Source organism: Halovulum marinum, assembly GCF_009697225.1.
In the GTDB taxonomy this organism is placed as follows: Bacteria; Pseudomonadota; Alphaproteobacteria; order Rhodobacterales; family Rhodobacteraceae; genus Halovulum; species Halovulum marinum.
The window spans coordinates 113,344-133,464 of sequence record NZ_WIND01000005.1; the positions used below are offsets into that span (position 1 = coordinate 113,344).

Annotated in this window: 23 protein-coding genes; 13 read left to right on the forward strand and 10 right to left on the reverse strand. The window is 72.1% G+C overall.

The annotated features are described in order from the left end of the window. Positions 1-323: 323 nt before the first annotated feature. The 9 genes from GE300_RS09110 to GE300_RS09150 all read left to right on the forward strand — a co-directional run bounded on the left by GE300_RS09110 (position 324) and on the right by GE300_RS09150 (position 8,672). Positions 324-659: a sarcosine oxidase subunit delta gene (locus GE300_RS09110; RefSeq protein WP_154446254.1), complete on the forward strand. Its 336-nt coding sequence runs from the start codon at positions 324-326 to the stop codon at positions 657-659. Further along, the gene (locus tag GE300_RS09115) at positions 656-3,679 is read left to right on the forward strand and encodes a sarcosine oxidase subunit alpha family protein (RefSeq protein ID WP_154446255.1); all 3,024 of its coding nucleotides are present in this window, start codon (positions 656-658) and stop codon (positions 3,677-3,679) included. Before GE300_RS09110 ends, GE300_RS09115 begins: the two co-directional genes overlap by 4 nt. Beyond that, positions 3,672-4,202 (forward strand): sarcosine oxidase subunit gamma, encoded by a 531-nt coding sequence (locus tag GE300_RS09120; RefSeq protein ID WP_154446256.1) that lies wholly within the window; start codon positions 3,672-3,674, stop codon positions 4,200-4,202. Before GE300_RS09115 ends, GE300_RS09120 begins: the two co-directional genes overlap by 8 nt. A gap of 164 nt (positions 4,203-4,366) precedes the next feature. Continuing rightward, complete coding sequence (locus GE300_RS09125; protein ID WP_325063168.1) at positions 4,367-5,119, forward strand: transporter substrate-binding domain-containing protein; 753 nt, start codon at positions 4,367-4,369, stop codon at positions 5,117-5,119. 27 nt (positions 5,120-5,146) lie between these two features. After that, a complete protein-coding gene (locus GE300_RS09130) occupies positions 5,147-5,818 on the forward strand; it encodes an ABC transporter permease (protein WP_154446257.1) in 672 nt (223 codons plus the stop codon). Next, positions 5,815-6,537, forward strand: a complete 723-nt coding sequence (locus tag GE300_RS09135) for an ABC transporter permease (protein WP_154446258.1) — start codon at positions 5,815-5,817, stop codon at positions 6,535-6,537. Before GE300_RS09130 ends, GE300_RS09135 begins: the two co-directional genes overlap by 4 nt. A gap of 109 nt (positions 6,538-6,646) precedes the next feature. Further along, positions 6,647-6,814, forward strand: a complete 168-nt coding sequence (locus GE300_RS09140) for an RSP_7527 family protein (RefSeq protein ID WP_154446259.1) — start codon at positions 6,647-6,649, stop codon at positions 6,812-6,814. Between the two features lie 116 nt (positions 6,815-6,930). After that, positions 6,931-8,130 carry an RSP_2647 family RNA methyltransferase gene (locus tag GE300_RS09145; RefSeq protein WP_154446260.1) on the forward strand — a complete coding sequence of 400 codons (1,200 nt, stop codon included), beginning with the start codon at positions 6,931-6,933 and terminating at the stop codon, positions 8,128-8,130. Beyond that, a complete protein-coding gene (locus GE300_RS09150) occupies positions 8,127-8,672 on the forward strand; it encodes an RSP_2648 family PIN domain-containing protein (RefSeq protein WP_154446261.1) in 546 nt (181 codons plus the stop codon). The genes GE300_RS09145 and GE300_RS09150 overlap by 4 nt, the downstream gene beginning before the upstream one ends. On the opposite strand, the gene GE300_RS09155 is transcribed toward GE300_RS09150, so the two are convergent. The 8 genes from GE300_RS09155 to GE300_RS09185 all read right to left on the reverse strand — a co-directional run bounded on the left by GE300_RS09155 (position 8,663) and on the right by GE300_RS09185 (position 14,891). Next, positions 8,663-9,349 carry a M48 family metalloprotease gene (locus GE300_RS09155; RefSeq protein ID WP_154446262.1) on the reverse strand — a complete coding sequence of 229 codons (687 nt, stop codon included), beginning with the start codon at positions 9,347-9,349 and terminating at the stop codon, positions 8,663-8,665. The genes GE300_RS09150 and GE300_RS09155 overlap by 10 nt on opposite strands. 40 nt (positions 9,350-9,389) lie before the next feature. Then, complete coding sequence (locus GE300_RS09160; RefSeq protein ID WP_325063169.1) at positions 9,390-9,731, reverse strand: TerC family protein; 342 nt, start codon at positions 9,729-9,731, stop codon at positions 9,390-9,392. A gap of 46 nt (positions 9,732-9,777) precedes the next feature. After that, positions 9,778-10,962 carry a vWA domain-containing protein gene (locus tag GE300_RS09165; protein ID WP_325063170.1) on the reverse strand — a complete coding sequence of 395 codons (1,185 nt, stop codon included), beginning with the start codon at positions 10,960-10,962 and terminating at the stop codon, positions 9,778-9,780. A gap of 86 nt (positions 10,963-11,048) precedes the next feature. Continuing rightward, a complete protein-coding gene (locus tag GE300_RS09170) occupies positions 11,049-11,861 on the reverse strand; it encodes a class I SAM-dependent methyltransferase (RefSeq protein WP_154446264.1) in 813 nt (270 codons plus the stop codon). 70 nt (positions 11,862-11,931) lie between these two features. Then, complete coding sequence (locus GE300_RS22940; protein ID WP_233416896.1) at positions 11,932-12,096, reverse strand: hypothetical protein; 165 nt, start codon at positions 12,094-12,096, stop codon at positions 11,932-11,934. A 36-nt stretch (positions 12,097-12,132) separates the two neighbouring features. Then, positions 12,133-13,506, reverse strand: coding sequence for a DUF2927 domain-containing protein (locus GE300_RS09175; protein WP_154446265.1), 1,374 nt, complete (start codon positions 13,504-13,506; stop codon positions 12,133-12,135). Continuing rightward, positions 13,503-13,949 carry a GNAT family N-acetyltransferase gene (locus tag GE300_RS09180; RefSeq protein ID WP_154446266.1) on the reverse strand — a complete coding sequence of 149 codons (447 nt, stop codon included), beginning with the start codon at positions 13,947-13,949 and terminating at the stop codon, positions 13,503-13,505. Before GE300_RS09180 ends, GE300_RS09175 begins: the two co-directional genes overlap by 4 nt. A gap of 102 nt (positions 13,950-14,051) precedes the next feature. Next, complete coding sequence (locus tag GE300_RS09185; protein ID WP_154446267.1) at positions 14,052-14,891, reverse strand: AAA family ATPase; 840 nt, start codon at positions 14,889-14,891, stop codon at positions 14,052-14,054. Positions 14,892-15,085: 194 nt separating this feature from the next. Between GE300_RS09185 and dksA the strand changes: the two genes are divergently transcribed. Together dksA and GE300_RS09195 are read left to right on the forward strand one after the other, a co-directional pair. After that, positions 15,086-15,508, forward strand: coding sequence for an RNA polymerase-binding protein DksA (dksA, locus tag GE300_RS09190; RefSeq protein WP_154446268.1), 423 nt, complete (start codon positions 15,086-15,088; stop codon positions 15,506-15,508). Positions 15,509-15,602: 94 nt separating this feature from the next. After that, positions 15,603-16,751 carry an FAD-dependent monooxygenase gene (locus GE300_RS09195; protein ID WP_233416897.1) on the forward strand — a complete coding sequence of 383 codons (1,149 nt, stop codon included), beginning with the start codon at positions 15,603-15,605 and terminating at the stop codon, positions 16,749-16,751. A gap of 12 nt (positions 16,752-16,763) precedes the next feature. Here GE300_RS09195 and xth read toward each other — a convergent pair whose 3' ends face one another. Further along, positions 16,764-17,543, reverse strand: coding sequence for an exodeoxyribonuclease III (gene xth / locus GE300_RS09200; protein WP_154446332.1), 780 nt, complete (start codon positions 17,541-17,543; stop codon positions 16,764-16,766). Positions 17,544-17,638: 95 nt separating this feature from the next. On the opposite strand from xth, the gene GE300_RS09205 reads away from it, so the two are divergent. Further along, positions 17,639-18,520, forward strand: a complete 882-nt coding sequence (locus GE300_RS09205; protein WP_154446270.1) for a hypothetical protein — start codon at positions 17,639-17,641, stop codon at positions 18,518-18,520. Between the two features lie 13 nt (positions 18,521-18,533). Here the strand turns inward: GE300_RS09205 and erpA are convergent, their stop codons facing one another. Continuing rightward, entirely contained in the window at positions 18,534-18,869 is a 336-nt protein-coding gene (gene erpA, locus GE300_RS09210) for an iron-sulfur cluster insertion protein ErpA (protein WP_154446333.1), read from the reverse strand. 92 nt (positions 18,870-18,961) lie between these two features. Here erpA and GE300_RS09215 point away from each other — a divergent pair, with 92 nt between their 5' ends. Next, a complete protein-coding gene (locus GE300_RS09215) occupies positions 18,962-20,110 on the forward strand; it encodes a deoxyguanosinetriphosphate triphosphohydrolase (protein ID WP_325063171.1) in 1,149 nt (382 codons plus the stop codon). The last annotated feature ends 11 nt before the right edge of the window (positions 20,111-20,121 follow it).

Consider the following 20,121-nt stretch of genomic DNA (forward strand, 5'->3'; position numbering starts at 1 on the left):
GAAAATAAGTCTAAAACTCGTTACAACTGCGGCAATCATAGCTCATTTCGCCTCGCTCGCCAATCTATTGCCAAACCTGAGACAAAATGCGCGATCCGTGTCCGAAGATTCTCTGGTTTACTCGTGAGTAAACACTGCCGGACCGGCCTTGGTGTTGAATTCGCTGGGGAATGTCCGCTCGAAGGTCTGCTGGTGCAAGGCGGGCCGGCGCCGGAGGCCGGGCGCCATATCGCAATATCCGATTGTTTTCGTTCGATTATCCCAGGGCGTGCGACCGCCGTTCCGGCCGCAGGTGATTCGCTCGTGACCCTCCGGAGGCCGCCATGCTGCTGCTGACCTGTCCCTGCTGCGGCGTGAGCGCCGAGGAGACCGAATTCCACCCCGGCGGCGAGGCGCATCTGAAGCGCAGCGGCCCCGGCTCGGACGATGCGGCGTTCCGCGACTACCTGTTCGCCCGCAAGAATCCGCGCGGGGTGCATTTCGAGCGCTGGCGGCACGCGTTCGGCTGCGGCAAGTGGTTCCACGCCGCCCGCTGCACCGCGACGCTGGAGGTGTTCGGCACCTACGCCGCGCAGACCGCCGCGCCGCCCGCGCATGTGCTGGAGGCGATCCGCGCCCGCCGCCCGGACTGGATCTCGGAGTGGGAGCAGGATCGATGAGCAGCCGTCTGCCCCGCGGCGGCCGGTTGATCGACCGCGCCCGGCCGGTCGCGTTCAGCTTCAACGGCACCCGGCTGAAGGGCTTTGCCGGCGACACGCTGGCCTCGGCGCTGCTGGGCAGCGGCCGGTCGCTGGTCGGCCGGTCGTTCAAGTACCACCGCCCGCGCGGCGTCTACGCCAGCGGCGCCGAGGAGCCGAACGCGCTGGTCAGCCTGGGCACCGGGGACCGGATGGAGCCGAACCAGCGCGCCACCACCACCGAGCTGTTCGCGGGGCTGGAGGCGCGCTCGCAGAACCACTGGCCGAGCCTGGAGACCGATCTCGGCGCGGTCAGCGCGGGCATGGCGAAGTTCCTGCCGGCTGGGTTCTACTACAAGACGTTCATCCAGCCGCGCGCGGCGTGGAAGCACCTGTTCGAGCCGGTGATCCGCCGCTCGGCCGGGCTGGGGCCGGCGCCGGCGGCGGGCGCGCGCGATCCGGACCGCTACGAGCACTTCCACGCCTTCGCCGACGTGCTGGTGGTCGGCGCCGGGATCGCCGGGCTGACCGCGGCGCGCCGCGCGGGCGCGGCCGGCGCGCGGGTGCTGCTGCTCGAGCAGGCGCCGCATGCCGGCGGTCGGGCGCTTGCCGACGGCGGCCGGATCGACGGCGCGGACGCCCACGACTGGGTCGCCGCGCAGCTTGCCGCGCTGGCGCAGATGCCGAACGTGACGGTGCGGCTGCGCACCCAGGCGGCGGGGGTCTACGACCACGGCTATGTGCTGGCCGGCGAGCGGGTCGCCGACCACACGCCGGGCGACGGCCGGCCGCGGCACCGGCTGTGGCGGATCCGCGCCGGGCACATCATCACCGCGACCGGCGCCATCGAGCGGCCGCTGGCGTTCGCCGGCAACGACCGGCCCGGGGTGATGCTGGCCTCGGCGGTGCGGGACTACGTGACGCTTTACGGTGTCAGCCCCGGCGACCGCACGGTGCTGGTGACCGGCAACGACGACGCCTACCGCACCGCGCTGGCGCTGCTCGACGCCGGGCTGACGGTGCCGGCGGTGCTGGACGTGCGCGCCCGCGCCGAGGGGCCGCTGGCGCAGGCGGTGCGCGCCCGCGGCGTGCGGGTCGAGACCGGGCGCGGCGTGGCCCTCGCCTGGGGCGGCAGGCGCGGCGTGACCTCGGTCGGGATCTGCGCGCAGGCCGGCGAGGGCGCGGTGCTGGAGGAGATCGGCTGCGACTGCGTGGCGGTTTCGGGCGGCTGGTCGCCGGTGGTGCACCTGTGGTCGCACTGCGGCGGCAAGCTGCGCTGGGACGAGGCGGCGGCGATGTTCGTGCCCGACCCGGCGCGGCCGCCGCTGAACCATGACGGCCGGGCGATGGTGACCGCCGCCGGGGCGGCGTCGGGGGCGCTGCGGGCCGACGCGGCGCTGGCGGATGCGGCCGCCGCGGCGGACCGGGTGGCGCAGGCGCTGGATCTGTCGCCGTCCGAGGCGCCCGCACCGCGGGCGGAAACCGTCGACGAGGCCGCGCCCGAGGCGGTCTGGATGATGCCGCACGGCGCGCCCGCGGCGCTGCGCGAGAAGGCGTTCCTGGATTTCCAGAACGACGTCAAGGTATCCGACGTGCAGCTGGCCGCGCAGGAGGGGTTCGAGAGCGTCGAGCACGCCAAGCGCTATACCACGCTGGGCATGGCCACCGACCAGGGCAAGCTGAGCAACATCAACGGGCTGGCAGTGCTGAGCCAGAGCCTGGGCGCGCCGATCCCGCAGGTCGGCACCACCACCTTCCGCCCGCCCTACACGCCGCTGAGCTTCGGCGCGATCACCGGCGCGGCGCGGGGCGAGCTGTTCAAGCCGGTCCGCAAGACCGCCATCGACGGCTGGCTGGCCGCGCAGGGCGCGCACTGGGAGCCGGTGGGCGACTGGCGGCGGCCCTATGCCATCCCGCGCCCGGGCGAGAGCGTCGAGGACGCGGTGACGCGCGAGGTCCTGAACACGCGGCGGAACGTCGGCTTGCTGGACGCCTCGACCCTGGGCAAGATCCTGGTCAAGGGGCCGGATGCGGCGAAGTTCCTGGACCTGATCTACACCAACATGATGTCGACGCTGAAGGTCGGGCGCTGCCGCTACGGTCTGATGTGTACCGAGAACGGCTTCCTGTTCGACGACGGCGTGGTGGCGCGGCTGTCCGAGGACAGCTTCCTGTGCCACACCACTTCGGGCGGGTCGGACCGGGTGCATGCCTGGATGGAGGAATGGCTGCAGACCGAGTGGTGGGACTTCCGGGTCTACACCGCCAACCTGACCGAGCAGCACGCGCAGATCGCCGTGGTCGGACCGAAGGCGCGGCAGGTGCTGGAGGCGCTGGAGGGCATGGACCTCGGCCGCGAGACGCTGCCGTTCATGGGCTTCGCCGAGGGCACGCTGGCGGGGATCCCGGCGCGGGTGCACCGGATCTCGTTCTCGGGCGAGCTGAGCTTCGAGGTCGCGGTGCCGGCGGGCCGCGGGCAGGCGTTCTGGGACGCCTGCCTGGAGGCGGGGGCCGCGCACGGCATCCAGCCCTACGGCACCGAGGCGCTGCATGTGATGCGGGCCGAGAAGGGCTTCATCATGATCGGCGACGAGACCGACGGCACGGTGACGCCGCACGATCTGAACCTGGGCTGGGCGGTCAGCAAGAAGAAGCAGGATTTCATCGGCAAGCGCGCGATGGAGCGGACGCACCTGACCGACCCGGACCGCAAGCAGCTGGTCGGGCTGGCGACGCTGGACCCGGCCGAGGTGCTGCCCGACGGCGCGCACGCGGTCGAGGGCGCGCCGCGCCCCGACGGCATCGCCGGCATGATCGGCCACGTCACCTCGAGCTATTTCTCGCCCACGCTCGACCGGTCGATCGCGATGGCGCTGATCAGGGGCGGATCGCGCCGCATGGGGCAGGTCCTGCGGTTCGAGGTCGAGCCCGGGCGCGCGATCGAGGCGACGGTGGTGGACCCGGTGTTCCTGGACCCGGAAGGAGAGCGGCAGAATGTCTGAGACGCGGATCATCGGCCCCGAACGGCGCGGCATGATCGCGCTGCGCGGCGAGCTGGGCGACGCGGCGCTGGGCGCGGTGGTGACCGAGGTCACCGGCGTCGCGCAGCCCGACGTGCGCCGCATCGCCGAGGACGGCGACTTCGCGCTGGCGTGGATGTCGCCGGACGAGCTGCTGGTCCTGCTGCCGTTCGAGCAGGCCGCCGACACCGCGGCGATGCTGTCGTCGCGGCTGGCATCGGTGCATCACCTGGCGGCGGACGTGTCGGACGCGCGCAGCCTGTTCCGGATCGAGGGGCCCGGCGCGCGCGAGGTGCTGGCCAAGGGCGCGCCGGTCGACCTGGCCCCGGACCGGTTCGGCCGCGGCGATTTCCGCCGCACCCGGCTGGGCCAGGTGGCGGCGGCGTTCTGGATGCACGAGGACGCCGGCTTCACCCTGGTCTGCTTCCGCTCGGTCGAGGATTTCGTCGCGCGCTGGCTGGCGCGCGCCGCCGCCCCGGGCGCGGAGGTCGGGCTTTCCGACTGATCCTGCACCTGCGGCGCGGATTTGTTGCGCGTGGGCAACGGTTTGCGGGTGTTCTGTCCTGTCGCGGGCACAGTTGCCGCCGAACCGCGCCGGCGGCCGGCGCGGCGGTTGACCGATCCCGGCGCTTCCCCGAATGTCGGCGCGTCGAACAGGAAGGAACACCGGTGCTGAAAACCACCCTGCTGTCGCTTGCGCTGGTGACGGGCCTTGGCGCGCAGGCTGTTGCGCAGAGCCTGAACATCTGTGTCGAGGGCGCGTACCCGCCGTTTTCGTTCACCACGGAAAGCGGCTCGGTCGCCGGGTTCGACATCGACATCGCCAACGCATTGTGCGACCAGCTGGGCTATGACTGCACGCTGGTGAAGACCGGCTGGGACGGCATCATCCCGGCGCTGCTGGAGCGCAAGTGCGATGCCATCGTCGCCTCGATGGCGATCACCCCCGAGCGCAAGCAGGTCGTCGACTTCTCGATGAAGTACTACAACACCCCCGCCCGGTTCGTCGGCCGCGAGGGGATGACGATGGACGACCTGAAGGACGCGGTCGTCGGCGTGCAGCGCGGCACCGTGCACCACGACTACATGCGCGGCGAGCATCCGCGGGTGGACATCAAGCTCTACGGCTCGCAGGACGAGGCGTTCCTGGACCTCGCGGCGGGCCGGATCGATGCGGTGATGGGCGAGAGCATCGCCAGCGCGACCGGTTTTCTCGACACCGACTCGGGCGAGGGTTTCGCCTTTTTCGGGCCGCCGATCTCGATCCCGAAATACCACGGCATCGGCGCGGGCATCGCCGTGCGCCAGGGCGAGGAGGATCTGCGCAACGCCTTCTCGCATGCGATCGGCGAGTTGCGGGCCAATGGCACCTATCAGAAGATCAACCAGAAGTATTTCGACTTCGACATCTTCGGCGGATGACCGCGCCGTCGCGCCACGGCTGACCGGATGAACGAGTTGCTGCCGTTCCTGCCGCTGCTGCTGCGCGGCGCGGCGGTGACGCTGGCGCTGGCGCTGCTGGGGCTGGCGCTGGCCACCGCGCTGGGTGCGCTGGGCGCCGTCGGCCGGCTGTCCGGGCGCCGCCTGCCGGCGGCGGCGGTGCGCGGCTATACCGCATTGGTGCGCGGCGTGCCCGATCTTGTGATGGTGCTGCTGGTCTATTTCGGCGGCCAGCGGCTGCTCAACGACCTCGGCGCGCTGGTCGGGCTGGACCGCATCCCGCTGCCGCCGTTCTGGGCCGGGGTGCTGTCGATCGGTTTCATCTACGGCGCCTATCTGACCGAAACCTTCCGCGGCGCCTATCGCGCGCTGCCGGCGGGCCAGGCCGACGCCGCCCGGGCGCTGGGCCTCGGCCGCGGCGCGACGCTGCGCCTGGTGCTGCTGCCGCAGATGCTGCGGCACGCGCTGCCGGGCTATGCCAACGTCTGGATGGTGCTGGTGAAGTCCACCGCGGTGGTGTCGGTGATCGGCCTGGGCGATCTGGTCGGCGTGGCCAACGACGTCGGCAAGTCGCAGCGCGCGCCGTTCCTGTTCTTCGGCTTCGTGCTGCTGGTCTACCTGGGCATCACCTGGGTGTCGGGCCGACTGTTCGCCGCCGCCGAGCGCCGCGCCGCGCGATGAAGGCCGGCCTGATCCTGGAAAGCTGGCCGCTGTTCGCCGAGGGGGTGTGGATCACGGTGCAGCTGACCGTGCTGGCGCTGGCGCTGGGGCTGTGCCTTGCGGTGCCGGTGGCCTTCGTGCGGCTGCGCCGGGTCCGCGGGCTGTCGGCGCTGGCCGACGGCTATGTCGCGCTGTTCCGCGGCACGCCGCTGCTGGTGCAGCTCTACATGGTCTATTTCGGCCTGTCGCAGTTCGAGTGGCTGCGCGACAGCTGGGCCTGGGCGCTGCTGCGCGAGGCCTGGTGGTGCGCGCTGATCACCTTCGCGCTGAACAGCGGCGCCTATGCCTCCGAGATCCTGCGCGGCGCGCTGGCGGCGACGCCGGCGGGCGAGTTGGAGGCCGCCCGCGCGCTGGGGCTGCGGCCGCGGCAGGTCGACCGGCTGGTGCTGCTGCCGGCGGCGCTGCGCCGGTCGCTGCCGCAGCTGGGCAACGAGGTGGTGTTCATGCTGCACGGCTCGGCGGTGGCCAGCGTGATCACCCTGCAGGACATTCTCGGCGCCGGGCGGGCGCTGAACGCGCGCTACTACCTGGCCTACGAGGGGCTGCTGACGGCGGCGGCGCTGTACATGCTGGTGACGCTGGTCGTGGTCGGCGTCTTCCGCGCGCTCGAGCGGCGCTACCTGCGGCACCTGGCGCTGGCCCCGGTGCGCGTGCGGTCCCGGCTGCCCGCCATGCGTTGAACGCATGGCGGGACTGCCAACTTGTGTGCTGCACAAGGGGCGGTCGGCGCCTATCTCTAGTCGCGAACGCAACGCCGGAGGGTTTGCCGCCGGTGCGACAGGAGCCACCATGTACGACCGCTACGACATCGACCGCGACCATCTTATCGCCGCCGAGCGCCAGGCCAACGCGATGCGCGCCGAGGTGATCGCCCGCGGCTTGCGCGCCGCCGCCCGCGCCATCGCCGCGCTTCCGGGGCGCTTTGCCCTTGCCCTTCGCCGCGGCGCGCATATCTGACGTTTATTCCGGTCCCGCAAGGCGGGGTCGGTGTGTTTCCTCCCAGACTGGGCCGCCCCTTGCGGGGTGGCCTTTTTTCGTGCTTGTGGCGGGGCACGCCGCCAGAGGACCCCGCCATGAGCCAGACCGACCGTCCCCGCATCCATCTGCGCCCGAACAAGAACGCCCAGCCGCTGCGCTTCGGCGCGCCCTGGGCCTTCGCCGACACGCTGGTGCTGGACCGGCGCGCGCGCAACCTGGCGCCTGGAACGCTGGTGGTGCTGGAGGACGGCGAGCGCACGCCGCTGGGACTGGCGGCGTTCAACCCGGCCAGCCGCATCGCCGCGCGAATGCTGTCGCGCGACCCGGACGAGGCAGTGGACCAGGCCTGGTTCGAGGCGCGCTTCGCCCGTGCGCTGGCGCTGCGCGAGACGCTGTACGACGCGCCGTTCTACCGCCTGATCCACGCCGAGGCCGACGGGCTGCCCGGGGTCGTCGTCGACCGGTTCGGCGATGCCTGCGTGGTGCAGCCCAACGCCGCCTGGGCCGAGCTGCTGCTGGAGCCGATGGTCGCCGCGTTGCGCACCGTCACCGGCGTTTCGACGGTGGTCAAGAACGCCTCGGGAAGGGCGCGCGCGCTGGAGGGGCTGGACGCCGTATCCTCGGTGCTGGCCGGGGCGCTGGACGGGCCGGTGGACGTGCCGATGAACGGCGCGATCTACCGCGCCGACCTGGAGGGCGGGCAGAAGACCGGCCTGTTCTACGACCAGCGGCCGAACCACGCCTTCGCGGCGCGGCTGGGCCGGGGACGGCGGGTGCTTGATGTTTTCAGCCATGTCGGCGGATTCGCCCTGGCGGCGCTGGCCGGCGGCGCGCAGGCCGCGCTGGCGGTGGATGGCTCGGCCCCCGCGCTGGCGCTGGCCGGGGAGGGCGCAGCCCGCTCGGGCGTGGCGGAGCGCTTCGCCACCCGGCAGGGCGACGCGTTCGAGGTGATGGCCGATCTGGCTGAAGCCGGAGAGCGCTTCGGCCTGGTGGTGTGCGACCCGCCCGCCTTCGCGCCCGCGAAGCCGGCGCTGGAGGCGGGGCTGCGCGCCTACGAACGCATCGCGCGCCTGGCCGCCGGCCTTGTCGAGCCGGGCGGCTACCTGGTGCTGTGCTCGTGCTCTCACGCCGCCGATCTGGCGAAGTTCCGCACCGCCAGCCTGCGCGGCATCGGCCGCGCCGGGCGGGCGGCGCAGATCCTGTCCACCGGAGAGGCGGGGCCCGACCACCCGGTGCACCCGTACCTGGCCGAATCCTCGTATCTGAAGGCGGTGTTCCTGCGGCTGGACGGATGAGGCTGTTCCTCGACGCCTGCATCCTGTTCCCCACCGTGCTGCGCGAGATCCTGCTGGGCGCGGCGGTTGAGGGCGGCTTCGTGCCGCTGTACTCGCCGCGCGTGCTGGAGGAATGGGCCCGCGCCGCCGCGCGCCACGGCGCCGCCGCCGAAGCCATCGCCCGGGCCGAGATCGCGCTGCTGCGCACCGACTGGGCGGCGGGCGAGGTGGTGCCGCCCGCCGGTGCCGCGGACATGCTGTCGCTGCCCGATCCGGACGATCTGCACGTGCTGGCCGCGGCAATCGCCGGCGGTGCCGAGGCGATCGTCACCGCCAACCTTCGGGATTTTCCCGGCCGTACCCTGGCCCGGCACGGGCTGATGGTGCGCACCCCCGACAGCGTGCTGACCGAGCTGCTGACCGAGGGCCGGGTGCCGGTGGCCGAGGTGGTGGACGCGGTGCGGCTGCGGACCGAGGCGGTCTCGGGGCGCGCGCAGCCGCTGCGCCCGCTGCTCAAGCGCGCCGGCCTGCCGCGGCTGGGCAAGGCGCTGGATCAGGGCTGAGTCACCCAGCGGCGGCTGAGCGCCTCGATGTGGGCGACGCGTTCCTCGGTCTTCGGGTGGCTCATCAGCCAGGCAAGCTGTCCGCCGCCGCTGCCGGCCATGCCCTCGAGCTTGCGGAACAGAGACACCTGCGGACCGGTGCCGATCCCGGCCTTGGTCAGCAGCGCGGCGGCGTAGGCGTCGGCCTCGTATTCGTCCTGGCGCGACAGCCGCGCCGCCAGCAGCGAGGTCAGCAGGTTCGCGATATAGGGCCCGATGCCGGGGATCAGCCGGCCCAGCACCATCGCCAGGATCGTGCGGATCGCGTTCTGCCCCGAGAAATCGAACATCCGCCGCCTGGAGTGCCCCAGCGCGACATGGCCCAGTTCGTGCGCGATCACCGAGGCCATCTCGGCCGCCGTCACGTCGCCCAGCCGGTACTTGTCGAAAAATCCGCGGGTGATGAAGATCCGTCCGTCGGGCGCGGCCAGGCCGTTGACGGCGGCGACCTCGTAGATGTGCACCCGGATCCGGGGCAGGTCCAACTCGAGCGCCATGTCGCGGGTCAGCCGCGCGATCGCCGGGTCGGCCAGTTCGGTCGAGCGCGCGTCCAGCTGCCGCTTCAGCCGCCAGGCCGAGAGCAGGTACATTCCCACCGCGAAGGCGATGGCCAGCAGGATCGGGGTCAACCGGATCATGTCCCAGATATGGGGGGCCCGGCCGATCCCGGCAAGCGGTTCAGACCCCCGGCTGGCGGTGCGCCTTCAGCCCGCCGCGCCGGCGCGCCAGCATGTTCAGCGTCTCGACGAAGGCGGCGAAGGCCATCGCGGCGTAAATGTACCCCTTCGGCACGTGGTGGCCGAAGCCGTCGGCGATCAGCACCACGCCGATCATCAGCAGGAACGCCAGCGCCAGCATCACCACGGTCGGGTTCTCGCCCACGAAGCGCATCACCGGACCAGAGGCCAGGAACATCACCGCGACGGCGACGATCACCGCGGCGTACTTCACCGGCAGGATGTCGGTCATGCCGACCGCGGTCAGGATGCTGTCGATCGAGAACACCACGTCCAGCAGCACGATGGACGATGATCGCGGTCACGACGGCTGCGCCAGCCGCCGGGTCTCAGCGCCCCAGCAGGCGTGCGGCGCGGGCGATGCCGTCGAGCGTCATCGGCACCATGCGGCGCTCGAAGATCTCGGCGATCAGTCCGACCGACTGGGTGTGGCGCCAGTGGCGCTGCGGCAGCGGGTTGATCCAGACGCTGTGCGGCCACTGCTCGCGCAGGCGCCGCAGCCAGGTTTCGCCGGTCTCGGCGTTGTAGTGCTCGTTCGCGCCGCCGGGGTAGAGGATCTCGTAGGGGCTCATCGCCGCGTCGCCGACGAAGATCGCCTTGTAGTCGGAACCGTAGGTGCGCAGCACCTCGGCGGTCGGCGTCTGCGCCTGGCGGCGGCGGGCGTTGTCGCGCCACAGGCCCTCGTAGATGCAGTTGTGGAAATAGTGGTGCTCGAGGTGCCGGAACTCGGCGCGGGCGGCCGAGAACAGCTCCTCGACCACGCGCACGTGCGGGTCCATCGAGCCGCCGACATCGAGGAACAGCAGCAGCTTGACCGCGTTGCGCCGCTCGGGGCGGGTCTGCACGTCGAGCCAGCCATGCTCGGCGGTGGCGCGGATCGTGCCGGGCAGGTCCAGCTCCTCGGCGGCGCCATCGCGCACCCAGTGGCGCAGCCGGCGCAGCGCGAGCTTGATGTTGCGGGTGCCGAGTTCGACCTGGTCGTCGAGGTTGCGGAACTCGCGCCGGTCCCAGACCTTCACCGCGCGCTGGTGGCGGCTTTCGTGCTGGCCGATGCGCACGCCTTCGGGATTGTAGCCATGAGCGCCGAACGGCGAGGTGCCGGCGGTGCCGATCCACTTGCTGCCGCCCCGGTGCCGGCGCTTCTGCCCGGACAGCCGCTCCATCAGCTTGCGCATCAGCGCCTCGAAACCGCCGGCGGCCTGGACCGCGGCGCGTTCCTCGGGCGTCAGGTGCTTCTCGGCCAGCTTGCGGAGCCAGTCCTGGGGGATCTCGGCGGCAGTCAGGATCTGCGCTGGGGTCAGCGCCTCCAGCCCCGAGAACACCGTGCCGAAGGCGCGGTCGAACCGGTCGAGGTGGCGCTCGTCCTTCACCATCGCGGTGCGCGCGAGATAGTAGAACCCCTCGGCGTCGAAGGCCGCAAGCCCCGCCGACAGCGCGCGCAGGAAGCAGAGGTACTCGCGCAGCGAGACCGGCACGCCCTGGCGCCGGAGTTCCTCGAACAAGGTGACGTACACGGCGGCGGGCCCGTTGCTGAGTTGCGGATCCGCCGCAGCATGCCGCGCCCGCCGGGGCGGAGGCAACCCCGCGGCGGCGGCGCCGCTCAGCGACGTTCGAGCACGATCATCGGATAGTGCCAGAGCGCGGCGGCGACGCGCGGGTGGCGCGCCTCGATGCGGCCCGCGGCGGCGTAGAACCGCTTGGCCGCGCGGTCGGACCACAGCAGCGCGCGGTCGTCGCGGCTGCCGATCACGTCCCAGGGGCGGATGTCGATCCGGGCGCGGTCCGCAAAGCGCTGCCACCAGCCCAGCGGGTGACGGCGGAAATAGAGATCGGGCCGCGCCGGCGCCGCGCGCGCCGCGCCCGGCAGCAGCCGCCGCGCGCGTTCGGCGGCGGCGGTGGCGAAGCGCACCGGCGAGCGCGGGTTGGAATAGATCACCACCAGCCGTCCGCCCGGCCGCAGCAGCCGCAGCAGCCGGTCGACGGCGCGTTCCTGCAGGTCGATGTCGATGTGGAACAGCACGTGGGCGCAGAACACCGCGTCGAAGCCGCCCTCGTCGAACGGCGGTTCCAGCACCGAGCCGCGCACGATCTCGGCCCGGCGGTTGAGCTTCGTCGCCGCGGCGGTCAGCGCCCGCCCCGAGATGTCGAGACAGGCCAGCCGGTCGAAGCGCCGCGCCAGGTCCAGGTGGCTGGCCGGCATGTCGCCGCAGCCGGCGATCAGCAGCCCGCCGTGCAGGCCGTCGAAGGCGGCCAGGGTGCGCCGTTCGACCGCGGCGTGGTACCCGGCATAGGCCGGCCGGAACGCCCGGAACGCCGCATCCTCGCCGTTGCCGCCATCGGTGCCGACCCAGCCGTAGCCGTCGTAGAAACCACGCACGCCGTCCTCGACCGTGGTGGCCGAAAGCATTGCCATCTCGAACCCTCCTGCATCGCCTGCGGGCCATGCTGGGGGTGTATGGTTAAGGCGGGGTTACCCGCTGCGGTCAGGCCAGCCGAGCGGCCAGGATCACCGCCGCCAGCGCGAGGATCGCGGCGAAGATGCCGTGCCCGGCGCCGTACTGCAGCTTGTCGAGCCGGTTGCCGCCGCGGCGGCGGGCGCGTAGCCAGCCGAAGGCGAAACCGGCGGCGAAGGCGATCAGCGGGATCATCGGAAGGTCCGTCTTGGGGGCGCGGGCGCGCCGGCGTCAGTTCATCTGCGGCAGCAGCGCCTCCAGCCGGGCCTGCTCGCGCGCGCGGGTGCCGTTGCCGTCGCCGTAGGCATAGCGTGCCCACCGCAGGTGGTCCAGTTGTGCCTGCCGGGCGCCGGTGCGGTCTCCGGTCGCGGTCAGCGCGGCGGCCCGAATGGCCAGCAGGCTGGACAGAAGCACCGCGTTGTGCCCGCGCCGGGCGACGGGAATCGCCTGCGTCGCCAGCCGGTCGGCGGCGTCGAAGTCGGCCTGCTCAAGCGCGGTCAGCGCGACGTGCAGCGCCGCCTGCGCGGTGCGGATGTCGTCGGGCCCGTAGCGGTCGCGGAACAGCCGGTAGGCGGCGCGGAAATCCGCCGCCGCCCGCTCCGGCGCCTGGTCGCGGGTCAGCCGGCCGCGGGTGATCAGCGCCACCCCCAGCCGGTGATCCGCCGGCTGCAGGCGCTGCGCCGCCGCCAGCGCGCGGTTGGCGGCGGCGATCCGGCGCGCGGCGCCGTGGCGGCGGGTCAGCGCCTCCTCGATCGAGCGCTTGAATTCGGCCGAAGCGGGGGCGCGGGGCAGCTCGCCGATGCCCTCGCCCTGCGGGTTGATACGCGCCAGGATCGGCCCGATCCGCCCCGCCACGACGCTGTGCGGCAGGCCCGAGCGCAGCGCGTCGTCGTAGAGCGCGCGCAGCATCAGCATGTCGAACGGCGTCAGGATCGAGTGGAAGTTGTCGTCGTTGAACACGCTGTCGGGCAGGCGGTACAGGTCGTTCGCCGGCCCCAGCGCCTGCGCCAGCTCCTCGTGCAGGCAGTCGCGGATGTCCTGCGGGAAGCTGTCGGTGGGGATGAAGATCGCGGTGACGCCCAGCGTCCGCTGCGACGACCAGCGCAGCCGGTCGCGGCCCGAGCGGGCGCGGAAGCCGCTCCAGGAGGTCTCGCCGGGGACGATGAAGCAGGCCGCGCCGGCGTCGATGCGCTGCAGCTCGGCCAGCGGCACGCCGTCGATGTGGATCCGTGCCTCGGACGGATCGCGGGTGCTGCGGATGTCGATCCGCGCCTCGTCGCGGAACCGGCGCAGCAGGTTCTCGATGTCGCCGGCGTAGGGCGCCAGCTCGGGCGAGCGCAGGTAGACCCGGATCGGCCCCTCGTGGCGCAGCAGCCCGCGCAGCGTCTCGCCGCGTTCCAGCGCGAAGGTCAGGTCGAGGAAATCCGCCGCCAGCTGCCGGTTCGCGCGCGCGACGCCGCGCGGCAGCGTCTCGGCGGGAAAGGCGACATCGGTCGCCGCCGGGCCGGTGGCCACGGCGCGGCTGGCCGGCTGCGACGGCGGCGCCAGCCCGCAGCCGGCCAGCGCCGCCAGGATCGCCGCCGTCGCCGCCAGCCGCGCGATCATGCGCCGGTCCTCTGGTATTTCACGAACGGGGTCAGCGTGGCGACGCGGTCGTAGAGCCGGCGCGCCTCGGCGTTGAACTCCTGCGTCAGCCAGTACACCGAGGGGCAGCCGGCGGCATCGGCCGCGGCATAGACCGCCTCGATCAGCGCCCGCCCCGCGCCGGTGCCGCGCGCCTGCGGCGCGACGTAGAGATCCTGCAGGTACACCACATCCTCGATCCGCCAGCCGTGGCGGTGGAAGATGAAGTGTGCCAGCCCGACCGGGCCGTCGGCGCCGAGCGCCAGCACACCGCGGTAGTCGGTGACATGCGGGTCGGTCAGCCGGGCGAAGCTGCTGCGGCAGACCTGCTCGGGCAGCTCGGTTCCGTAGAAGGTCAGGTAGGCCTTCCACAGGCGCCGCCAGGCGGTTTCGTCGGCGGGGGTGATCGGCCGGATCGTCGTCATCGAAATCGTCACCCGTGGCTTGAAATGGCGCGGGCCGGCCCGCTGCGACCATCTGTCCGCAGCTTCGGCGGCTTGGCAACCCCCGAAAGCGCCGCGGCCGGACTAGCGCTCGCGCCGGGCCATGAATGCCAGCCGCTCGAACAGCGCCACGTCCTGCTCGTTCTTCAGCAGCGCGCCGTGCAGCCGCGGCAGCGCCTCGTGCGCGCTGCGGCGCAGGTCGGCGGGATCAAGGTCCTCGGCCACCAGCAGGCGCAGCCAGTCCAGCATCTCCGAGGTCGACGGCTTCTTCTTCAGCCCCGGCGTCTCGCGGATCTCGAAGAACTGGTCCAGCGCCGCCGTCAGCAGGGTCTGCTTGATGCCCGGGAAGTGCGCCTCGACGATGGTGCGCAGCGTCCCGGCGTCGGGAAAGCGGATGTAGTGAAAGAAGCAGCGCCGCAGGAAGGCGTCGGGAAGTTCCTTCTCGTTGTTCGAGGTGATGATCACCACCGGGCGGTGCACGGCGCGGACGGTCTGACCGGTCTCGTAGACGTGGAACTCCATCTGGTCGAGTTCCTGCAGCAGGTCGTTGGGAAACTCGATGTCGGCCTTGTCGATCTCGTCGATCAGCAGCACCACGCGGCGCTCGGCGACGAACGCCTGCCACAACTTGCCGCGACGGATGTAGTTGCCGACGTCGCTGACCCGCGGATCGCCCAGCTGGCTGTCGCGCAGCCGGCTGACCGCGTCGTACTCGTACAGGCCCTGCTGCGCCCTGGTGCTCGACTTCACCGCCCATTCCAGCAGCGGCGCGTCCATCTGCGCCGCGATCTGGCGGGCCAGCTCGGTCTTGCCGGTGCCGGGCTCGCCCTTCACCAGCAGCGGGCGTTCCAGCGTCACCGCCGCATCGACCGCGACGGCAAGATCCCTGGTGGCGATGTACTCGGCCGTCGAGCGGAAATTCATGCTTGTTTTCCTGCCTGTCGCTGTCCCGGCGAAGCTGTTGCGTGGCGACGATAATTCCGTTCCGTTCACGCAGGTAATAGGTGACAAGTCGCGGGAATCCTAGTAGACGACCCGCATATTGAGAGCAGCCGGTGCAATGCGGCGCCGATCCCCCCCGGCCCGTGCCAGCACGCAGAACCAGGGTAGCGCACCATATGAAAGCGGAAACCAAATTCGACTCCGACTACCTGCCTTCGGAGGACGAGCCGTTCATGAACGAACGTCAGGTGGCGTGGTTTCGCAACGAGCTGATGAAATGGAAGGAATCGATCCTCGCTGAAAGTCGCGGCACGATCGAGGACATGCAGGAAGGCACCCGCAACATCCCCGACGTGGCCGACCGCGCCAGCGAGGAGACCGACCGGGCGCTGGAGCTGCGCACCCGCGACCGGCAGCGCAAGGTGGTGTCGAAGATCGACTCCGCGCTGCGCCGGCTGGACGAGGGCAGCTACGGCTACTGCGAGGAGACCGGTGAGCCGATCTCGCTCAAGCGGCTGATGGCGCGGCCGATCGCCACCCTGAGCCTGGAGGCGCAGGAGCGGCACGAGCGGCGCGAGAAGGTGCATCGGGACGATTGATCCCGCGCACCGCGATGAAACTCGGGAAAAGGGGCCAGCAGGCCCCTTTTTCGTCGGGTCCCGGCACCGGGGCGGCACGCGCGGAGGTGCCTTGATGATCCGGACGGCGGCGGTGGTGGGCGCGGGAATCGGCGGCATGGCGGCGGCGCTGTCGTTGGCCCGCCGCGGCGTCGCGGTCACCGTGCACGAGCGCGCCCCCGCCTTCGACGACGTCGGCGCCGGGCTGCAGATCGGCCCGAACGGCGTCCATGTCCTGCGCGCGCTGGGCCTGGGCGCGGAGTTGGACGCGCACGCCGCGCGGCCGCGCGCGGTCGAGATGCGCGACGGTCTGTCGGGGCGGCTGGTGGCCGCTGTGGACATGGCCGCCGCCGAGGGCCGCTATGGCGCGCCGTATCTGCAGCTGCACCGCGCGGATCTGCTGGCGGTGCTGACCGAGGCGGCGACCGGCGCCGGGGCCACGCTGCGGTTCGCGTCCGAGATCGATCCCGGCGCGCCGCCGCAGGCCGATGCGGTGATCGCCGCCGACGGCGTCCGCTCGGCGTTCCGGCGCAGGGCTCTGCCGGATGTCGCGCCGGCCTTTACCGGCCAGGTGGCGTGGCGGGCGCTGGTGCCGCACGGTGCGGCGGCGGACGGGCTGGATCCGGGGCGCACGCTGCTGTTCATGGGGCCGGGGCGGCATGTGGTGGTGTATCCGCTGCGCGGCGGCGCGCTGTGGAACCTGGTCGCGGTCGAGGCGCGGGACGCGTGGACCGCCGAGGGCTGGACCGCCGTCGCCGACGTCGAGAGGATGCGCGCCGGCTTCGCCGGCTGGTGCGCGCCGGTGACGCGGCTGCTGGCGGCGGTCGGAGAGGGCCGGGAATGGGGCCTGTTCGCCCACGGCGCGCTGCCACGCTGGCACCGCGGCAACGTCGCGCTGCTGGGCGATGCGTGCCACCCGATGCTGCCGTTCCTGGCGCAGGGTGCGACGATGGCGATCGAGGACGCCTGGGTGCTGGCCGATTGCCTGGAGCGGCACGGCGACGTGCCGGCGGCGCTGGCGGCATACGAACGCGCGCGCAAGCCCCGCGTGACCCGCGTGCAGCGCGCCGCGGCGCGCAACGCGCGGCTGTACCACCTGCCGCCGGGGCCGCTGCGGGCCGGGCTGCGCGCGGGCATGGCCGGTGTCGGCGCGCTGGCCCCGGGCGGGCTGCTGGCGCGGTTCGACTGGCTGTACGGGCACGACGTGACCGGCGGCGCGGGCTGAGCCGCGCTGCGCTCAGTCCTCGAGTTCCACCCAGATCGGCACGTGGTCCGAGGGTTTCTCGCGGCCGCGGATCTCCTTGTCGATCTGGCAGGTGACCAGCCGGTCGGCGGCCTGCGGCGTCAGCAGGATGTGGTCGATGCGGATGCCGTCGTTGCGGCGCCAGGCGCCGGCCTGGTAGTCCCAGAACGTATAGACGCCGTCCTGCCGCGTCGTCGCCCGCAGCGCGTCGGTGAAGCCGAGGTGCACGATCCGGCGGAATGCGGCGCGGGTTTCGGGCAGGTACAGCGCGTCGGTCGCCCAGGCCGCCGGGTTGGCGGCGTCCTCGGCCTGCGGGATGACGTTGTAGTCGCCGGCCATCAGCGCCGGCTCCTCGGCGGCCAGCAGAGCCTGCGCCCGGGCCTTCAGCCGCACCATCCAGGCCAGCTTGTAGTCGTATTTCGGACCCGGCGCCGGGTTGCCGTTGGGCAGGTAGAGCCCGCACACCCGCACCGGCGTGTCGGCCAGCACCAGCGCCTCGATCCAGCGCGCCTGTTCGTCGCCGTCGTCGCCGGGCAGGCCGCGGCGCACGTCCTCGAGCGGCAGCCGCGACAGGATCGCGACGCCGTTGAAGCCCTTCTGGCCGTGGGTCTCCAGATTGTAGCCGAGATCCTCGATCGGCGCGCGCGGGAAGGTCTCGTCGAGCGACTTGATCTCCTGCAGCACGACCACGTCGGGGCGGGCTTCCTCAAGCCAGGCGGTGAGGGCGTGCAGGCGCGCCTTGACGCCGTTGATGTTGTACGAGGCGATCTTCATGGTGCTGGAGTAGCAGCGCGATTCAGGTCTAGGCAATCCCAAACGCCCCGGCCGGACCGCCCGGCGGCAGGAAACGGCAGGAAGGATCGGCGGGCATGGCGCGCCACGTGGTGAAGATCTTCGGCGAGCGCAACACCGGAACGCGGGCGCTGGGTGCGCTGCTGCGGCAGCTGCCGGACGTCGGCCACCGGGTGGCGGCGCCGGCGGCGGCGGCCGCCGACGGCGCGCTGGAGGCGGCGATCGAGACGCAGATGCGCGGCGCGTGGAAGAAGCTCTACCTGCACGCGCTGCGCGACGAGGCCGCCGCCCGCGAGGCCGAGTCCGACCCGTGGAAGCACGCGCTTCCGCGCCTGACGCCGGCGATGGTGGCGGCGGGCGCGGGGGTCGTGGTGATGGTGCGCAATCCCTATTCCTGGCTGGTCGGCCTGGCGCGGCGGCCGTACCACATCAAGGGCCCCAACGCCGAGACGCTGGACGCCTTCGCCGCCCGCCCGTGGATGACCGAGCGGCGCGAGGGGATGGCGGCGGTGGTGGCCTCGCCGGTGGACCTGTGGGCGGAGAAGGCGGCGGCGGCGCTGGCGCTGCCCGCGCGGGCGGCCGCCGAGGGGCTGGCCTGCCACCGGCTGCGGTTCGAGGATTTCGTCGCCGATCCCGCCGGAACCGCCCGCGCCTGCGCCGACGCGCTGGCGCTGCCCGCCGGAGAGATCAAGCCGCGCGAGCGCAACACCAAGGCCGGCGAGGCCGGGCTGGCGACGCTGCAAAGCTACTATTCGCGCGAACACTGGCGCGGCTGGCTGACCCGCTCCGCGGTCGCGCGGGTCAACGCGCGGCTGGATCCGGACGTGGTGCGGGCGCTTGGCTACGCCTTCCTGGCGCCCGACGACTTCCCCGACACCCTGCCCGAGGAGGTGGCGGCGGCGATGGCCGAGGAGATGGCCAGCCTGCGCGCGCCGGCGCACCGCGCGCTGCCGGGCTGAGCCGCGGCGCCGATCAGATCGAGAAGCTGGTGCCGCAGCCGCAGCTGGAGGTGGCGTTGGGGTTGTGCACCACGAAGCGCGCGCCGATCAGTTCCTCGGTGAAGTCGATCTGGGCGTTCTTCAGGAACGGCAGCGAGACCGGATCGACCAGCACCCGGGCGCCGTCCTTCTCCAGCACCAGGTCGTCGGCTTCGGGCGCGTCGGCCAGACTGATGTCGTACTGGAAGCCCGAGCAGCCGCCGCCCTCGACGGCGATGCGCAGGCACTGGGCCGCGTCGGCGTCGGCGTTGATCTCGTGCAGCCGGGCGAAGGCCCGGTCGGTCACTTTCGGGGGCAGGTCGAGCTGCATCTTTTCCATCGCCTCGTGATCGGGTAGCACCCAGGAATGTAAGACGCGCCCGCCGCCGCAACAAGACCGTCACCCCGGACCGGAGACCGCCCGTGCACGCGCCCTTCGCCAGCGACCCCGAACAGACCCGCGGCAGGCTGGTGGCGGAGCCGTCCTCGGCGCACCGCTCGGAGTTCCAGCGCGACCGCGACCGGATCATCCACGCTTCGGCGTTCCGCCGGCTGAAGCACAAGACCCAGGTGTTCGTCGAGCACGAGGGCGACTACTACCGCACCCGGCTGACGCATTCGATCGAGGTGGCGCAGGTGGCGCGCACGATCGCGAAGGCGCTGGGCCTGAACGAGGAACTGACCGAGGCGGTGGCGCTGGCGCACGATCTGGGCCACCCGCCGTTCGGCCACACCGGCGAGGACGCGCTGGCCGAGCTGATGGCGCCGTGGGGCGGGTTCGACCACAACGCGCAGGCGCTGAAGATCGTCACCCGGCTGGAGACGCACTACGCCGCCTTCGACGGGCTGAACCTGACCTGGGAGACGCTGGAGGGCATCGCCAAGCACAACGGTCCGGTGACCGGCGATCTGCCCTACGCGCTGGCCGAGTACGACGCCCGGCACGACCTGGAGCTGTCGACCCATGCCGGCGCCGAGGCGCAGGTGGCGGCGGTGGCGGACGATGTCGCCTACAACAACCACGACCTGATGGACGGGCTGCGCGCCGGGCTGTTCTCGGTGGACGACATCCGCGCGCTGCCGATCGTCGGCCGCTGCTTCGCCGAGGTCGACCGACGCCACCCCGGGCTCGACCCCGACCGCCGCCGGCACGAGGCCCTGCGCCGGGTGTTCGGAGTGATGGTCGAGGACGTGATCGCCGAAAGCCGCCGGCGGCTGGCCGCGGCGGCGCCGGCCAGCGCCCAGGCGGTGCGGGATCTGGGCCGGCCGGTGGTGCGCTTTTCGGGCCCGCTCTGGTCCGACCTGCAGCAGATCCGTGCCTTCCTGTTCGCCAACATGTACCGCCATGCGCGGGTGAAGAAGATGCGGGTGACCTCGGCCCGCGTGGTGCGCGAGCTGTTCGCCGCCTACATGGCCGCGCCCGAAAGCCTGCCCGCGGGCTGGAACGCGCACGCGCTGTCGGGCGACGAGACCCGGCTGGCGCGCGCGGTCTGCGACTATATCGCCGGGATGACCGACCGCTTCGCCTACAACGAGCACCGCCGCATCTGCGGGGACCGAACCTGGCGCTGATGCCTGTGGCA

Coding starts and splice junctions, on each gene's coding strand:
- xth (WP_154446332.1), bottom strand. CDS start 17,543: ATGAAGATCGCCTCGTACAACATCAACGGCGTCAAGGCGCGCCTGCAC.
- GE300_RS09175 (WP_154446265.1), bottom strand. CDS start 13,506: ATGATCGCGCGGCTGGCGGCGACGGCGGCGATCCTGGCGGCGCTGGCC.
- GE300_RS09140 (WP_154446259.1), top strand. CDS start 6,647: ATGTACGACCGCTACGACATCGACCGCGACCATCTTATCGCCGCCGAG.
- GE300_RS09205 (WP_154446270.1), top strand. CDS start 17,639: ATGGCGCGCCACGTGGTGAAGATCTTCGGCGAGCGCAACACCGGAACG.
- GE300_RS09170 (WP_154446264.1), bottom strand. CDS start 11,861: ATGGCAATGCTTTCGGCCACCACGGTCGAGGACGGCGTGCGTGGTTTC.
- GE300_RS09110 (WP_154446254.1), top strand. CDS start 324: ATGCTGCTGCTGACCTGTCCCTGCTGCGGCGTGAGCGCCGAGGAGACC.
- erpA (WP_154446333.1), bottom strand. CDS start 18,869: ATGCAGCTCGACCTGCCCCCGAAAGTGACCGACCGGGCCTTCGCCCGG.
- GE300_RS09150 (WP_154446261.1), top strand. CDS start 8,127: ATGAGGCTGTTCCTCGACGCCTGCATCCTGTTCCCCACCGTGCTGCGC.
- GE300_RS22940 (WP_233416896.1), bottom strand. CDS start 12,096: ATGATCCCGCTGATCGCCTTCGCCGCCGGTTTCGCCTTCGGCTGGCTA.
- GE300_RS09145 (WP_154446260.1), top strand. CDS start 6,931: ATGAGCCAGACCGACCGTCCCCGCATCCATCTGCGCCCGAACAAGAAC.
- dksA (WP_154446268.1), top strand. CDS start 15,086: ATGAAAGCGGAAACCAAATTCGACTCCGACTACCTGCCTTCGGAGGAC.
- GE300_RS09115 (WP_154446255.1), top strand. CDS start 656: ATGAGCAGCCGTCTGCCCCGCGGCGGCCGGTTGATCGACCGCGCCCGG.
- GE300_RS09195 (WP_233416897.1), top strand. CDS start 15,603: ATGATCCGGACGGCGGCGGTGGTGGGCGCGGGAATCGGCGGCATGGCG.
- GE300_RS09120 (WP_154446256.1), top strand. CDS start 3,672: ATGTCTGAGACGCGGATCATCGGCCCCGAACGGCGCGGCATGATCGCG.
- GE300_RS09155 (WP_154446262.1), bottom strand. CDS start 9,349: ATGATCCGGTTGACCCCGATCCTGCTGGCCATCGCCTTCGCGGTGGGA.
- GE300_RS09130 (WP_154446257.1), top strand. CDS start 5,147: ATGAACGAGTTGCTGCCGTTCCTGCCGCTGCTGCTGCGCGGCGCGGCG.
- GE300_RS09185 (WP_154446267.1), bottom strand. CDS start 14,891: ATGAATTTCCGCTCGACGGCCGAGTACATCGCCACCAGGGATCTTGCC.
- GE300_RS09135 (WP_154446258.1), top strand. CDS start 5,815: ATGAAGGCCGGCCTGATCCTGGAAAGCTGGCCGCTGTTCGCCGAGGGG.
- GE300_RS09180 (WP_154446266.1), bottom strand. CDS start 13,949: ATGACGACGATCCGGCCGATCACCCCCGCCGACGAAACCGCCTGGCGG.